Source organism: Butyricicoccus sp. AM78-15b2TA, assembly GCF_027665985.1.
Taxonomy (GTDB): domain Bacteria; phylum Bacillota; class Clostridia; order Oscillospirales; family Butyricicoccaceae; genus Agathobaculum; species Agathobaculum butyriciproducens.
The window spans coordinates 1-14,220 of record NZ_JAQEHY010000027.1; the positions used below are offsets into that span (position 1 = coordinate 1).

At 56.3% G+C, this 14,220-nt stretch carries 14 protein-coding genes; 3 read left to right on the forward strand and 11 right to left on the reverse strand.

Annotated features, from left to right (window positions below):
• Together PGS25_RS14610 and PGS25_RS14615 are read right to left on the reverse strand one after the other, a co-directional pair.
• Positions 1-271, reverse strand: a 271-nt coding sequence (locus PGS25_RS14610; RefSeq protein WP_270419248.1) for a hypothetical protein, incomplete at its 3' end; no start/stop codon positions are given.
• A 49-nt stretch (positions 272-320) separates the two neighbouring features.
• A complete protein-coding gene (locus PGS25_RS14615) occupies positions 321-1,409 on the reverse strand; it encodes a tetratricopeptide repeat-containing glycosyltransferase family 2 protein (protein ID WP_270419250.1) in 1,089 nt (362 codons plus the stop codon).
• A 105-nt stretch (positions 1,410-1,514) separates the two neighbouring features.
• On the opposite strand from PGS25_RS14615, the gene selD reads away from it, so the two are divergent.
• The gene (gene selD / locus PGS25_RS14620) at positions 1,515-2,552 is read left to right on the forward strand and encodes a selenide, water dikinase SelD (RefSeq protein ID WP_270419251.1); all 1,038 of its coding nucleotides are present in this window, start codon (positions 1,515-1,517) and stop codon (positions 2,550-2,552) included.
• Between the two features lie 423 nt (positions 2,553-2,975).
• On the opposite strand, the gene PGS25_RS14625 is transcribed toward selD, so the two are convergent.
• The 8 genes from PGS25_RS14625 to yqeB form a co-directional block, all read right to left on the reverse strand.
• Positions 2,976-3,485, reverse strand: coding sequence for a MogA/MoaB family molybdenum cofactor biosynthesis protein (locus tag PGS25_RS14625; protein ID WP_270419253.1), 510 nt, complete (start codon positions 3,483-3,485; stop codon positions 2,976-2,978).
• A gap of 1 nt (position 3,486) precedes the next feature.
• Positions 3,487-4,509, reverse strand: coding sequence for a molybdopterin-binding protein (locus PGS25_RS14630; RefSeq protein WP_270419254.1), 1,023 nt, complete (start codon positions 4,507-4,509; stop codon positions 3,487-3,489).
• Entirely contained in the window at positions 4,506-4,940 is a 435-nt protein-coding gene (locus tag PGS25_RS14635) for an MOSC domain-containing protein (protein WP_270419256.1), read from the reverse strand. The genes PGS25_RS14630 and PGS25_RS14635 overlap by 4 nt, the downstream gene beginning before the upstream one ends.
• 152 nt (positions 4,941-5,092) lie before the next feature.
• Positions 5,093-6,040: a GTP 3',8-cyclase MoaA gene (gene moaA / locus PGS25_RS14640; protein WP_270419257.1), complete on the reverse strand. Its 948-nt coding sequence runs from the start codon at positions 6,038-6,040 to the stop codon at positions 5,093-5,095.
• Positions 6,041-6,045: 5 nt separating this feature from the next.
• Positions 6,046-7,083 carry a sulfate/molybdate ABC transporter ATP-binding protein gene (locus PGS25_RS14645; RefSeq protein ID WP_270419258.1) on the reverse strand — a complete coding sequence of 346 codons (1,038 nt, stop codon included), beginning with the start codon at positions 7,081-7,083 and terminating at the stop codon, positions 6,046-6,048.
• Positions 7,074-7,751 (reverse strand): molybdate ABC transporter permease subunit, encoded by a 678-nt coding sequence (gene modB / locus PGS25_RS14650; protein ID WP_270419259.1) that lies wholly within the window; start codon positions 7,749-7,751, stop codon positions 7,074-7,076. The genes PGS25_RS14645 and modB overlap by 10 nt, the downstream gene beginning before the upstream one ends.
• 61 nt (positions 7,752-7,812) lie before the next feature.
• The gene (gene modA, locus PGS25_RS14655; protein WP_270419260.1) at positions 7,813-8,676 is read right to left on the reverse strand and encodes a molybdate ABC transporter substrate-binding protein; all 864 of its coding nucleotides are present in this window, start codon (positions 8,674-8,676) and stop codon (positions 7,813-7,815) included.
• 28 nt (positions 8,677-8,704) lie between these two features.
• Positions 8,705-9,496 carry a selenium-dependent molybdenum cofactor biosynthesis protein YqeB gene (gene yqeB, locus PGS25_RS14660; RefSeq protein WP_118481248.1) on the reverse strand — a complete coding sequence of 264 codons (792 nt, stop codon included), beginning with the start codon at positions 9,494-9,496 and terminating at the stop codon, positions 8,705-8,707.
• Between the two features lie 270 nt (positions 9,497-9,766).
• Here yqeB and yqeC point away from each other — a divergent pair, with 270 nt between their 5' ends.
• Positions 9,767-10,402, forward strand: coding sequence for a selenium cofactor biosynthesis protein YqeC (gene yqeC / locus PGS25_RS14665; RefSeq protein ID WP_270419263.1), 636 nt, complete (start codon positions 9,767-9,769; stop codon positions 10,400-10,402).
• Between the two features lie 320 nt (positions 10,403-10,722).
• Here the strand turns inward: yqeC and PGS25_RS14670 are convergent, their stop codons facing one another.
• A complete protein-coding gene (locus PGS25_RS14670) occupies positions 10,723-11,772 on the reverse strand; it encodes a LacI family DNA-binding transcriptional regulator (protein ID WP_270419265.1) in 1,050 nt (349 codons plus the stop codon).
• 491 nt (positions 11,773-12,263) lie between these two features.
• Here PGS25_RS14670 and PGS25_RS14675 point away from each other — a divergent pair, with 491 nt between their 5' ends.
• Positions 12,264-13,925: a solute:sodium symporter family transporter gene (locus PGS25_RS14675; RefSeq protein WP_270419267.1), complete on the forward strand. Its 1,662-nt coding sequence runs from the start codon at positions 12,264-12,266 to the stop codon at positions 13,923-13,925.
• The last annotated feature ends 295 nt before the right edge of the window (positions 13,926-14,220 follow it).

The following is a 14,220-nucleotide window of genomic DNA, read 5'->3' on the forward strand; positions in this document are numbered from 1 at the left end:
GGCCAACTGCGCCTGCTTCACCTGCGGGGCCGGTCGGGCCGATGGGTCCCGGGAAGCCCGGCGGTCCCGGAGGACCCGGAATGCCTCTCGGCCCCATTGGCCCCATCGGTCCCCTTTCTCCTCGCGGTCCGCGCGGACCCGGAGGACCGGGAGGTCCGGGAGGTCCCATCGCGTCCGGTCGGCCGTTGCCCATCACCGCATCGCACACGCGCTCCTGCCAGCGTTCGCTCGGGCGTTCCCAGTTGCCGCAGCAGTCCTGTCGATCGTTCATGTCGTTCTTCCCTTCCTTCCGATTTGCCGGAAAACTCCGGCAGTTCAGTCTATGCCGAAGGCGGCTTTGCGGTGAGACCCTGCGCGGCAAAATACCGTCGGTTGTACGCCACCGCCGCCGACTGCGGGCGCACGAGTGCTGCCCTTTCATTCCAGGCACAGGCTTGCTTGGGGTCTCCCAATTTGTGCCAGCAGGCGCACAAGCCGAGTGCCGGCGCATAAGCACAGGCGTTCACATCAATAAAGCCGTGCGGTGCTGTGCTTGCGGCTCGAATGGCGGTTTCGTACCAGAACACCGCCTGTCTTGCGCGGTTATCCGCATATTCGAGGGCTGCAAGCGCACAGCATACGGCACTGCGCGGCACCTCCAGTGCAAACGAGCGGGTCAGTGCCCGCTTTGCCTGCTCGTGCTCACCGAGGGCGGTCAGCGCCTGCGACAGACCAAGGCACGCATCTATTTTGTTCTCCGTCCAGCCGTCCGGCATCGCAAGGAAGGCTTCAAACGCTTCGACCGCCTGTGCGTACCGTTTATGCGCCAGCAGCTCGCGCGCGTAATAATAGCTGCCGCGTGCATCCAGCTTTTCCCCCTTAGCGAGCAGGTTTTCGTAGATTTTCAGATTGCGGTCGGAGTACGCACACGGCGGCTTGCGGTGTGTCACCGCCGCGTCTCTGTACCGGATGTTCCCGCGCGGCACAATGCACTCGTGCACCGCACCCTGCCATCGAAAATGCGCAGACGTTTTCAGCAGCCGCTCACGGTAACAGAAAAACGTCGGTCTGCCCTGCTCATCAAAACCGGTGTGGTACGGCAGCATGACGACATCGGCCGTGCCGTCCAGCTCCGCTTTGAGCACAAGCAATTTCTGACGGTCGGACGGCAGAAGCACATCGTCCGCATCCAGCCACAGCGTATAGTCCATGCACGCCTGTGCAAACGAAAAATTGCGTGCGGCAGCAAAATCATCGCACCACGGGAACACCTGCACAGTGCCGTATTTTTTGGCAATTTCCCGCGTTTTGTCGGTCGAGCCGGTGTCCGTGATGCAAATTTCATCCGCAATGCCGTGCACGCTGTCCAAACACCGCGCGAGCACCTTCTCCTCATTGCGTACGATCATGCAAAGGCTGACGGTCGCCATGGCATCCCCTCCCATCCAGTCTATGCAAGGCGAATGAAGGTTGCCAATCTGCACGGATTTTGGTACAATAAGAAGAGTAAATCACGGAAACGGAGAGATTTTTCGATGGAGACCGAAGTAAAGCTGACCAAACTTGCAGGCTGCGCCGGCTGCGGCGCAAAAGTCGGTGCCGGAACGCTCGTACACCTGCTTGAAGGCTTTCGCACGCATACCGACCCGCGTCTGATCGTCGGCTATGACAAGAGCGATGATGCGAGTGTATACGTTCTCGACGAAAACACCGCGCTCGTGCAGACGACCGACTTCTTCCCGCCCATCGTGGACGATCCGTTCCTGTACGGACAGATCGCGGCTGCCAACGCACTCAGCGACGTGTACGCCATGGGCGGTGAGCCCAAGCTCGCGCTCAACATCATGTGTCTGGCGCAGAGCATGGACGATCATGCGGTGCAGGAAATCCTGCGCGGCGGCTACGACAAGGCCTACGAGGCCGGCGCGATCATCACGGGCGGTCACACCATTCAGGGTGCCGAGCCGATCTACGGACTGGCGGTTTCGGGCTTCGTGCATCCGAAAAAGGTGCTCACCAACAGCGGTGCAAAGCCGGGGGACGTGCTGATTCTAACCAAGCCGCTCGGCGTTGGCGTGCTGACCACAGCAGCAAAAGCGGAGCTGGTCGAAAAGTCCGTGCTTGACCGCATCTACCGCCAGATGGCTGCGCTCAACAAGGCCGCGCGTGATGTTATGGTGAAATATCCGGTGCACAGCTGCACGGATGTCACCGGTTTTTCGTTGCTCGGCCACAGCTTTGAGATGGCACAGGGCAGCGGCGTTTCCGTGCACCTTCGTGCAGACGACGTACCCTATCATGCAGAAGCGTACCCGCTGGCAGAGATGGGACTGATTCCGGCAGGCGCGTACCGCAACCGGCAGTATGCGGAAGCCGGCGTATGTGTCAAGGGTAAGATTTCACGAACCCTGCAGGATTTGTTTTACGACCCGCAGACCAGCGGCGGCCTGCTGTTTGCCCTGCCGGAGCAGGATGCGCAAGGCTGTCTGGATGAGCTGCAGCAGAGCGTGCCGGAGGCGAAGATCGTCGGGTATGTTACCGAAAAACAGGAGTTTTCGATTTATTTGGAGTAAATATAAAATTGAGGATGGAGAATTGAGAATGGAAAATTAACACAGTAGTTGACCGTTTTCTTTTGAAATTGAACCCAATCAAAAAACACCCCGAACCACAGGTTCGGGGTCAGTCTGTCGAAAAAGTCGTATAGTCAGCAGTTTTCAGTATTTCGCGCGGCAGCGCGCATAAAATAGCATTTGCTCTGCAAATGCTCAAAAAGGGGGAGCATGTATCACCCTTTTTGAACTTCTGGAGGGAGAAAGTTTCTGTATAGGAACTTTCGGACGACTTTGGAACGGCCCACGGTCCGTTCCTGCTTGTCGGCGAAACTGTAGTTTCGCGACAGCCTCACCCCGAACCACAGGTTCGGGGTGTTTTCTATTCGGAGCAGAAACTGAAATCTGACATTTCATTCTCCATCCTCCATTTTCAATTCTCCATTATTCTTTCCCGCCCTGCAGGATATAAATCCCATGCTCAACGAGTTCGAGCACGGCCTGCAAATTTTCGCACGCGCCCTTGGGACTGCCCGGCAGATTGATGATCAGGCTCGTGCCGCGAATGCCCGCTGCCGCGCGCGACAGACACGCCTTCGGCGTAATCTGCATGGATGCCGCCCGCATGGCCTCCGGGATACCCGGCGCGAGCTTTTCGCAGACCTTGATAGTCGCCTCCGGCGTTACATCGCGCGGTGCAAAGCCGGTGCCGCCGGTGGTGACGATGAGTGCGAGCTTCTCCTCGTCGGCGGCACGGATGAGCGCGGACTCGATACGCGGCTGCTCGTCCGGCAGCACCTCGACCGCACCGACCGCGTAGCCTGCCCGCTCGAGCAGATTCTTGACGGCAGGGCCGCTCAAATCCTCACGCTCACCGCGGAACGACCGGTCGCTTACTGTAATAACTTTAGCGGTCAGTGGGCGAACACTGTTCGCCCCTACGGAACACGACATATCACATACCTCCAAAGCCGCAGTGCGGATAGGTGCAGACCTCACAGCCGAGACACAGACCGCCTTCTCCGAGTGCAACAAAATCGCGTCTGGTCAGCCGCACGCCCGCCGCGATGCGCGGCAGAACCAGATCAAAAACGGTGGCCTTGGCGTACATGACGCATCCGGGCAGACCCATCACCGGACGGCCGTCCGCGTAATAGCCCAACAGGAACATGGCGCCCGGGAGCACCGGCGCGCCGTAGGTGACGATATCCGCGCCGCTCTGTTTGATCGCACCCGGCGTGGAATCGTCCGGATCGACGCTCATGCCGCCCGTGCACAGGATCATATCGACCGGCTTGTTTTTCATCTGCTCGATGGCCGCTGCGACGTTCTCTATGCCGTCCTCGACCAGAACGTGCTCGGTCATTCTGATGCCGAGTGCAGCCAGCTTTCGTTCTACAACCGGCGTGAAGCTGTCCGGAATACGGCCCTTTGCGACCTCGCTGCCGGTAGTGACAACGGCTGCTGTTTTCAGTGTAAACGGGCGGACTTCCAGAATCGGCGTGCCGCCCGCCGCCTGCTCAGCCTGCCGCAGTTTCTCCTCCTCGATCACGAGCGGGATGACGCGCGTGCCGCACAGCTTATCACCCGGATGGACGATGCCGTTGCCGCGTCTGGTGGCGATCATGATTTCGTCAATGCTGTTGACCGCGTTCAGTCGTTCGGTATCGACCAGAAAAACGCCGTCAATGTCCGAAGAAAGCTCGATTTTGCCCTCTTTTGTCTCGCTTTTACGCATGTTGGCGTTCTGACAGAGCGCACACAGCCGCTCTGCCGCGTCATTCTCGTGCAGAAAACCCGGCTGCAGCTCCCAGACGTAAAGCTGCTCCTTACCCATCGAAAGCAGCACCGGAATGTCCTCCGCGGTGACGATGTGGCCCTTGCGGAAGCGCGGCCCCTTGCTCACGCCCGGGATGATCTGCGTCATGTCGTGGCACAGAACATGGCCGACCGCGTCCTCGGTTTTGATACATTTCATGGCTTTTCCTCCTCGATCTCGTCACCGGCGATGATCGTGCCGCCCGTCAGCACAATGGCAAAAATGCCGTCGGTCGGCATGACGCATTTGCCCGTCAGACGGCGGATTTCACAGTCATTATGGCATTCCTTACCGATCTGGGTCACCTGCAGACGCGTTTTTCCCACGCGGAGCACCGTACCGACCGGTAAATGCTTGAGGTCAATCCCTTCGGTGAGGATGTTCTCCGCAAAGTCGCCCGCATGGAGCGTCAGACCGGTTCGGCGCATTTCGTCCACGCTCTCCTGCGCCAGCAGACTTATCTGCCGATGCCAATTGCCCGCGTGCGCGTCACCGACGATGCCGTGGTTTTCTTTCACTGTGATACGCTCCACCGGGTGCTTTTTTGTTCCTTTATGTTCACTAATACAAACTGCTGTTACTTTTGCCATGCTACTCTTTCTTCTTCCAATTCGTTAGTATACGGCGGGATGAGGTCATCCCGCCCTACAAATGCCATAGTGTTATATCGTGCTATAATGAAAAAATAAATGCACTAAATGCAGCCTTATCGGCTCATTTTCCATTCTCAATTTCCCATTATTTATCCCCCGATTTGGCTCATGCCTCTCCGGCTTTCACTCGGCTGCCCGGATTGCATATGGTGGCTGACCGGTTTCCCGAACATACCCTCGCGCAGTGCGCGTTCAAGGTTTTCGCCGTGCAGACCGCGCAGCGGAATCTCCTGCGCCGAGTGCAGGCACGGTTTCAGCCTGCCGTCTGCGGTAACGCGGATGCGGTCGCATTCGGCGCAGAAACGGTGGCTCATCGGGCGAATCAGACCGATTTTCCCCTTCCAGCCGGGCATTCGATATAGTTCCGCAACGCCTTCATTCGGCAGACGCTGCAGCTCCGGCAGGGCGTGCAGCACCGCATCCGCAGAGAGAAACCGCTCACGCGGCCAGTCCGCGCACTCACCGATCGGCATGAGTTCAATAAAGCGCACCTCAAATTCTCCGTCCTGCGCCAGCTGCGCCAGTGCCGGAATCTCATCCTCGTTTACGCCGCCGAGCAGCACGGCATTCAGCTTTGTGCCGCGGAATCCGGCGTGCCGCGCCGCGTCTAGACCGGCCAGCGTATCCGCGAGCGAGCCTCCACGCGTCAGCGACGCAAATTTATCCTTGTTTAACGTGTCCAGACTGATATTCAGCCGGTCAACCCCTGCTTGTTTCAGCTTTGCGGCGTACTGCGGCAGGAGTGCGCCGTTGGTCGTCATGGTGAGCTCCCGCACACCATTAATGGCACGTAGACTGCGGCACAAGTCCACGATACCGCGCCGCACGAGCGGCTCTCCGCCGGTCAGCCGCACCTTGCTGACACCGAGCGAAACCGCCGCCCGCACGATCTCGGTCAGCTCCTCGAACGACAGCATTTCACTGTGCTCCCGCTTGCACACGCCCTCAGCGGGCATACAGTACCGGCACCGGAAATTGCACCGGTCGGTCACCGACAGCCGCAGATAGCGAATATTTCTTCCTTGATTATCCAGCATTTTGCTCACTCCGTCAGCGGCATAACGTCCTCTGGGCGGACGTACAGCGTCAGCTTTTCTGTGCCGGAAAGCGTCTCCCAGACCGCCTTATCCAGCTCCCACCGCAGCCTGCCTGCACCTGTCGTCTGCAGCATGACCACGGTCGAAAACGGGTTCTCGACTACACGCTCCACCGTGCACGGAATGGCGTTCTCCGTGCCATCTGTAGTGAAGTAATGCGCACGAATCCCGACATAAGCGATATCCTTCGGCACATGCAGTGCGGTTTTGAGCGTTACGTTCCAGTCCTTGCAAAACAGGGTCCCATCCTGTTTTACCTCGGCGGCAGAGACATTCTTGCAGCCGGAAATCAGTGCAGCCCCCATGGTTGCCGGTGCGCGGAACAGTTCCTTGACCGTCTCCTTCGGGTCGGATTTTCCCTTGTTCAGCACGCACACCGTATCGCACAGGCGGTAGACCTCGTCGCGGTTGTGCGTGACGAACAGCGTACCGCACGAAAGATTTTTCAGGATGTCCGAAAGCTCCAGTTCCACCTGCCATTTCAGGTACGCATCGAGCGCGGAAAACGGCTCATCGAGCAGCACAAGCTCGGGCTGCCCGACCAGAATACGCGCCAGCGCACACCGCTGCTGCTGCCCGCCGGAAAGCTGACTCGGACGGTTGTTCTCCAGTCCTTCGAGTCGGAACGCGTGCAGGACCTCCCGCACCGCCTGTTCGCGCTCGTTTTTCGGACGGGCGTGCGCGCCTGCGCGGATGTTCTGCTCGACCGTCATGTGCGGAAACAGCGCGTACTGCTGAAACAGGCAGCCGACCTTTCGCTTCTGCGGCGGCAGGTCGATTTTCTTTTCGCTGTCGAACAGGACGCGCCCGTTCAACTCAATATGACCCTTATCCGGTCTCACGATGCCCGCGATGCACCCCAGCGTCATACTCTTGCCGCAGCCGGAGGCGCCGAGCAGCGCCATCACTTCCCGCTCGGCAGTGAAATTCACTTTCAGGTGAAAATCACCGAGCGTTTTCTCGATATTAACGATCAGCGCCATGCCTTACGCACTCCTCTCTCCCGCTTTTCGAGCAGATTGACCGCCAGCAGCACCACCGCCGAGATGGCAAGGTTGACCACGACCCACTTGAACGCCAGCGCGTCATCATTCGTGCGCCACAGCTGATAGACCGTCGTCGAAATCGTTGCCGTGTGTCCGGGCGTGTAGCCCGCCACCATGGATGTTGCGCCGTACTCGCCGAGTGCACGCGCAAACGCGAGCACCGTTCCCGCAAGGATACCCTGCCTGCAGCAGGGCATGCGCACCCGCCAGAAAATCCAGGTATTCGAGCGGCCGAGCGTGCGGCCTGCGTCGGCAAGCGTTTCGTCAAAGCTCTCGAACGCACCGCGCGCCGTGCGGTACATGAGTGGGAAAATGACAACGGCGGTTGCGAAAATCGCCGACCACCAGACCATGGTCAGCTTGAGATTAAAATGCGCGAGCGCCCATGCGCCGACGGCTCTTTTCGGTCCGAGCACGCGCAGCAGCAGATAGCCGACCACCGTAGGCGGCAGCACGAGCGGCAGCGTGAACAGCACATCCAGCACACCTTTGAGCACGCGCGGCAGACGCGCAACGTAATAGGCCGCCGCAATCCCCGCGAAGAAGATGATAACCGTGGAAATGAGCGCGATACGCAGTGAGTTATATAATGGATACCAGTCCATAATCGTCTCCTTTTGCAAATAAAGGCGAGAGATTGCTCCCTCGCCTTTCTATTGTATCAGATTATGCCAACGTGGTAAAGCCTACGCTCTCGAATACCTTGCCTGCTTCATCGGTGGTCAGATAGTCAAGGAACGCCTTTGCCTCGTCTGCGTGCGTACTGTTCTTGAGCACGGCTGCCGGATAGATAACCTGACCGCACATGTCAGCAGTTGCCTCGTCAACCGTGTCGAGACCTGCCGAGAATGCGTCGGTTGCGTAGATAATGCCGCAGTCAACCGCGCCTTCGCTTACCTGTGTGGTAACTTCCTTTACGTTGGAGCCGTAGGTCAGCACGCCTGCATCCGCCAGCGCCTTCTCATCCAGCTTGTAGCAGCTGAAAATCTTCTGGGTATACTGACCGACCGGTACATCGCTGTTGCCGATGGCAAGCAGCACGTCACCGCTCTTCAGCTTCTCTGCAAGATCGTCAAAGCTCTTGATTCCCTTCGGGTTGCCCTCCGGCACAGCCAGTGTTACCTTGTTCTCGAGCAGGTCGATGCGGGTGCCGTCCAGCAGCTCGTCCAGACCGTCCGGGTTCTTGTCGGTGTCCTCGATGAGCGAGCCGTCGAGTGCGTTCATCTGCTTGGGCGCTGCGGAGATGAATACGTCGCAGTCCGCGCCCTCCTTGATCTGGGTGAGCAGGTCGCCGGAGGAGGCAAAGTTGAACGTCAGGGTGACGTTCGGGTCAACCGCCTTGTAGTCCTCTGCGATCCGGTTCAGGGTCTCGGTCATGGAGGCCGCCGCAAATACGGTCAGTTCTACCGGATCTGCAGAGCTCGTGCCCGCCGCGCTGCTGTCCGTGTTCTGCGTACCGCCGCCGCAGCCTGCCAGCATTGCCAGTGACAGAGCCGCTGCTGCAAATCTTGCAAAATGGTTGTTTTTCATTGCGTTTTCTCACTTATTTTATAACACTTTAATGAAATACGTTGGAAAAGTGAAGCAGCGCTTCGAGCACACCGCCGCCGACCGCAAGCGCCTTATCGGATGCGGTATCGCAGTTTTCACGCTTGCCGCGCGGATCAACGTCACCAGATTTCATACCCTCATGTACAGGTACGCCAGCCTGCAGCAGACCGCGCAGACAGCCGCTGATGGTGGTTTTCATGGGTTTTCCCGCAACGTACGCGATGGTGTCTCCCTCCTCAACCAGATCGCCAATTTCATGGCACGGCTCGAATAAACCGTCTGCCGGGGCACGCAGAACGCGCTCTGCCGCATGGCCGCCTATCACACCGGGAACGCCCGTATTCGGCAGCGGCGAACCCGTATACAGCACCCGTCCGAGTGTATGCCCGCGCATGGTCTCAACTGTCGCGTGACAGTCCACGCCGGCCGTAAAGCCCGGACCGACCGCAATGACGATCGGCGCATCCGTGATGTGCGTACCGAGGTTTTTCTTCGCCAGAATCGCGTCCACCAGGGCATCAGGGTGCAGTTCCTGCACACAGCCTGCCGCCGGATCGGCCAGCACAGCAATGATGCCCTGTTCGGTCAGTGCTGCCGCTTCGGCTGCGGTATCGGCTCGGCGTGCATGCACGCCCTCAACGACTGTTTCGCCCAATCGAATCGCTTCCGAAAAGCATACCGTGCGGCGGATCGACGTTGGCTGCGGCAGGTCTGTCAGCACCAGACGAATGCCTGCGCGGTACAGCCGCAAGGCAATCCCCGTGGCAATGTCTCCCGCACCGCGTATCACGACTAACATGGCGTTTTCCTCCGTTTATCTTCGTTGTATTTTGCAAACTATAACGATTGCTACCGATGATTATAGCGTATCGGTCGAGTGAAGTCAATATTTTTTCTGTGTGGCAGACATGATATAATACTATTATAAAAGCATGGCTGCAGGACGGGGTGACCTCCCGCCGCATATAACAACATGCAGATAATTTACAACGGCGGGATGAGGTCATCCCGCCCTACGGTAAACATGGCTGTATTAGGTGGATTTATGAAAATATGTGAACAATTACACATGATAAAAGGCATAACCGCCGTGATCGGCAGCGGCGGAAAAACAACTTTACTGCGTATACTGGCCGAAGAATTATCCGGAACGGTGATTTTGACGACTTCCACGCACATTTTGCCGTTTGCGGGCATTCCCCTGTTGGTGACGGATGACATCGAACAGGTCCGCCGCGCACTTGCGCTTCACCGCGTGATCTGCATGGGCACGCCTGCCGCTGAGGGCAAGCTGACCGCGCCGGCACTTCCCTTTTCCGTGCTCGCGGACGCCGCTGACTATGTGATTGTGGAGGCCGACGGCTCCAAGCGGCTGCCGCTCAAGGCACACGCCTCGCATGAGCCGGTCATACCTGAGAATACACGCAAAACCGTGTGCGTCGTGGGCGCATCCGGGTTTGGAAAGCCGGTCGAACAGACCGTACACCGACCGGAACTGTTCTGTGCGCGCACCGGTGCACACATGAGCGGTATTGTCACGCCGGAGCTGGCCGCGCAAGGCATTATCGCAGAACACTTAGCGGATATCGTTGTGCTCAATCAGGTGGAAACGATATCTCCGGCAGCAGCGAAAAGTTTTGCAGATACACTTCAAAACGCCAATATAACGGCTATCTGCACCAGTTTAATACAGAATAAACGCTGATTTGCATCTTTGCTCTTCACGCTCAACGCTAATAAGAAAGAACCGCACAATGTGCGGTTCTTTCTTCAGTCTGTCAAAAAAGTCAGATTGGCGTTTTGCGTTTCGTGCGGCAGCACGCATAAAATAGAATTTGCAAAGCAAATTCATAAATTCCGGGAGCATGTATCTCGGAATTTATACAAAGGAAGAAAAAATGTGCCCGTCAGGGCGCGGTTTTTCTTCGGTTTCGCTCGAAAGCGTGGTTTCGAGCGAGAGGCTGCTCGGAAAACGTTAGTTTTTCGACAGCCTCAAGAAAGAACCGCACAATGTGCGGTTCTTTCTTATTCCACTCCCACAGGTTTATCACTGTTAAACTTGGTTTTGATTGCAATATCCGTATAAAGCAGTTCTTTTTCCGGTGCTTTTCTGTTCTGCAGGTAATCAAACAGCAGGAACGGCGGCCGGTATCCCTGCTCGAATGCCTTCTGATCGAGCACAAAACTCAAGCTATCTGACTGGAGCAGCTTCATATTCATCGGGTTGAGGTCGAATGCAACGACCTTGACCTTGCCCTTTCGGCCTTCTTCCTCTACAGCTGCGCACGCACCGGCCTGTCCGTTGGACGCAACGTAAATGCCGGTCAGGTCAGGATTTGCACGCAATGCGTGCTGCGTAATCTCGTGAGCATAGTCATCCCGGTCGAAACATGGCTGAAATGCTAACAGTTCAATTTCGTTTCCTGTTTCGCCATTAATGGTATCCATAAATCCGTTTAATCGGTTATTATGTGCGGTATTATTCAAGTGTCCCGCCAGCGGAAGCACCTTGCCGCCAGTGGGCAGCATCAGCCGAAGCAAGCCTGCGGCGGTCTGTCCGGCGCGGTAGTTGTCCATACCAATGAACGCAAGACGCCTGCTGCCCGGTGCATCCGAGTTGAGTGTGATGACCGGAATGCCCTGTTCGTACAGTTCATCGATGCACTGGCGAATCTCCGGCGAGTTGTTCGGTGCGATAGCCAGTCCCTGCACGCCCTGTGAAACCAGTTCTTCAATGTGTTCGAGTACCATTTCGGTATCCAGACCACGGTTTTCGCGCATGATCAGTTCCACGCCCGAGGCGGCAAGCTCCTCTGCGGCACGCTGCACGCCTGCACGCACGATCTGTATCGTCGGCGTCTCGACGGATTGCAGGATCGCCCCCAGCTTGAACTCCCTGCGGGATTTGACCAGCGCCTGTCCGATCAGGTTGGGTTTATACCCTAATTCTGCTGCAATTTTATGAATTTTCGCTGCTACTTCGGGGTTTACGCGCCCTCGATTGTGCAGCGCACGGTCTACCGTACCGCGGGATACACCTGCCAGCTCCGCGATCTGCTGTGCGGTTACAGCCATGTTTTTTCCTCCTTATTCTATGATAGAAAGCACCGTAGCTTTCATTGTGCGGTGTTTCCTCACCACATTCTTTTTTCTTTAGTTACAGTATAGCACACTGCACGCATCTTGCAACTATTTTTTGCGTGTATCTCCGTTTAAATTTACGCGTTTCCGTTTTTGTACGGCTTATTTACAAACGAATCGTCTATTTTTCGTGCAGTTTCACCAACATAGTGCACGCCTTTGCACGCATGCTCACGAAAATAAATGTCCTTTCGCACAAAAAACCATCCGTGTTTTTGTTGCGTTCACCGAATCATTCAGAATATCATTCTTAAGACTTGAAACGCGCAGGATATCGTGATAACCTATAGACAACGAAATAAATCCCCTGAAAACGCAGTGAACATCACCCATGATTCAAGTGCATTTTCGACGGGGAATTATTTTTCAAAATGTGCGTTCACGAGAACGCCACAGACTATATCTTACTTATAGGGGGTAACACAATGTCATTCTTCTCCTCACTCGCCTGGACAGGCATCTCCTTCCTGCTGTTCACGGTGCTTGTTGCGGTCATTTCCGCTTGGAAAACCCGCGATGAGCAGCTCGACACAGCTGAGGGCTACTTCCTCGCCGGTCGCGGATTGCCCGGTGTGGTAATCGCCGGTTCTCTGCTGCTGACCAACCTCTCCGCCGAGCAGCTCGTCGGCCTGAACGGTCAAAGCTGGAAAACCAATATGGGCCCGATTGCATGGGAGGTCGGCTCGATGTTTACGCTGCTAGTTCTGGCGTATTACTTCCTGCCAAAATACCTCAAAATGGGCGCCATGACTATTCCTTCTCTGATGGAAGCACGCTACGGCAAGGGCACCAAAACGATGTTCTCGCTCGTAATCGTCATCATGTACTCCATCCTCAACCTGCCGGTCATCCTGTACTCCGGTGCGGTCGTATTTGAGCAGATCTTCGATATTTCCGGCATCCTCGGCACCAGCAAGTTCATGGCTGTTGCCATCCTGTGCATCATTATCGGCATCATCGGCGGTTGCTACGCGATTTTCGGCGGCCTGAAAGCAGTTGCAGTATCTGATACCATCAACGGCGTCGGTCTGATTATCGGCGGTCTGATGATCCCCTTCCTCGGCTTCGCGGCACTGTCTGCAGCAACCGGCGGCCATGGCATTTTCGACGGCATCAAGTACATGGTGGAGGCAGATCCGGCTAAAATGAACGCAATCAACGCATGGAACGCACCCGAACCGGAAGTTCCGTGGCCGCTGATCATCACCGGTATGTTCTTCAACAACCTGTACTGGTGGTGCACCAACCAGTCCTTCGTACAGCGTTCCCTCGCAGCAAAGAGCTTGAAGGAAGGTCAGAAGGGCGCTATCTTCTGCGGCTTCCTCAAGTGCCTCGGCCCTCTGTACCTCGTTATTCCGGGCGTTATCGCATTCTACCTGCCGTCCATTCAGGACAAGCTGACCGCTGCCGGTTCCTCTGCAATCGACTTTGCTTATCCGGCACTGATCGCTGAGATCGTTCCGAAGCCGGTCATGGGCTTTTTCGCCGCAGTCATGTTCGGTGCGATCCTCTCCTCGTTCAACTCTGTGCTGAACTCCGCGTCCACCATGTTCACCCTTGACCTGTACCGTTCGTCCATCAACCCGCAGGCTTCTGACACCAAGTGCGTCAAGGTCGGCAAGATCTACGGCACCATCGCAGGCTGTGTAGCAATCGTCATCTCTCCGTTCGTTATGTACGCCGGCGGCATTACCACCTTCCTGAACTCTATGAGCCAGTTCGTATCCCTGCCGGTACTGTGCACCATCCTCGGCATCTTCATGTTCAAGCGCATCCCGAAGTATATGCCGAAGGTAATCACCGTGTTCCACGTTGTATGCTACGGCGCCTTCCTGCTGATCAAGCCGTGCTATCCCGGTTCGTCCAACCCGATCCACTATCTGTACGCAATGGCTGTTCTGTTCCCGATCGAGCTGCTCATCATGTGGTACTTGAACAAGTATCGTCCGGGTGAGGAATATGAGATTCACGACGTCGGCGCAGTTGATCTGACCCCGTGGAAGTACCGTCATGTAGTTTCCATCATTGGTCTGATTATCGCTGTTGCGATCTATATCCTGTTCTCTCCTCTCGGCATCGCAGCTTAATTTGTCCCTTGTTGCACTCTTTGTGCATTGATCCCTCGCTTTCCGGCGGTGAATTGTCCTCACCGCCGGAAAGCAAAATTTTTTTACGAAATTTGAAATTTCCTCTTGCGTTCTCGTGAACGCGGATGTATAATCACCTTGACCTCAGAAATGAGCAGTGCACGCAAAACTTCGAGCAAGCCGCGTGCAGCAAAACAAACCGTAAATAACGCAGGCAACTGCACAACACGAATTTATCACTTTTTCAGGAGGAATTTATCATGGAAAATCTGAACATTGCACTGATCGGCTGCGG

Bases quoted from the DNA above. Each gene is read 5' to 3' on its own strand.
- PGS25_RS14615 (WP_270419250.1), bottom strand. From the start codon at position 1,409: ATGGCGACCGTCAGCCTTTGCATGATCGTACGCAATGAGGAGAAGGTG.
- selD (WP_270419251.1), top strand. From the start codon at position 1,515: ATGGAGACCGAAGTAAAGCTGACCAAACTTGCAGGCTGCGCCGGCTGC.
- PGS25_RS14625 (WP_270419253.1), bottom strand. From the start codon at position 3,485: ATGTCGTGTTCCGTAGGGGCGAACAGTGTTCGCCCACTGACCGCTAAA.
- PGS25_RS14630 (WP_270419254.1), bottom strand. From the start codon at position 4,509: ATGAAATGTATCAAAACCGAGGACGCGGTCGGCCATGTTCTGTGCCAC.
- PGS25_RS14635 (WP_270419256.1), bottom strand. From the start codon at position 4,940: ATGGCAAAAGTAACAGCAGTTTGTATTAGTGAACATAAAGGAACAAAA.
- moaA (WP_270419257.1), bottom strand. From the start codon at position 6,040: ATGCTGGATAATCAAGGAAGAAATATTCGCTATCTGCGGCTGTCGGTG.
- PGS25_RS14645 (WP_270419258.1), bottom strand. From the start codon at position 7,083: ATGGCGCTGATCGTTAATATCGAGAAAACGCTCGGTGATTTTCACCTG.
- modB (WP_270419259.1), bottom strand. From the start codon at position 7,751: ATGGACTGGTATCCATTATATAACTCACTGCGTATCGCGCTCATTTCC.
- modA (WP_270419260.1), bottom strand. From the start codon at position 8,676: ATGAAAAACAACCATTTTGCAAGATTTGCAGCAGCGGCTCTGTCACTG.
- yqeB (WP_118481248.1), bottom strand. From the start codon at position 9,496: ATGTTAGTCGTGATACGCGGTGCGGGAGACATTGCCACGGGGATTGCC.
- yqeC (WP_270419263.1), top strand. From the start codon at position 9,767: ATGATAAAAGGCATAACCGCCGTGATCGGCAGCGGCGGAAAAACAACT.
- PGS25_RS14670 (WP_270419265.1), bottom strand. From the start codon at position 11,772: ATGGCTGTAACCGCACAGCAGATCGCGGAGCTGGCAGGTGTATCCCGC.
- PGS25_RS14675 (WP_270419267.1), top strand. From the start codon at position 12,264: ATGTCATTCTTCTCCTCACTCGCCTGGACAGGCATCTCCTTCCTGCTG.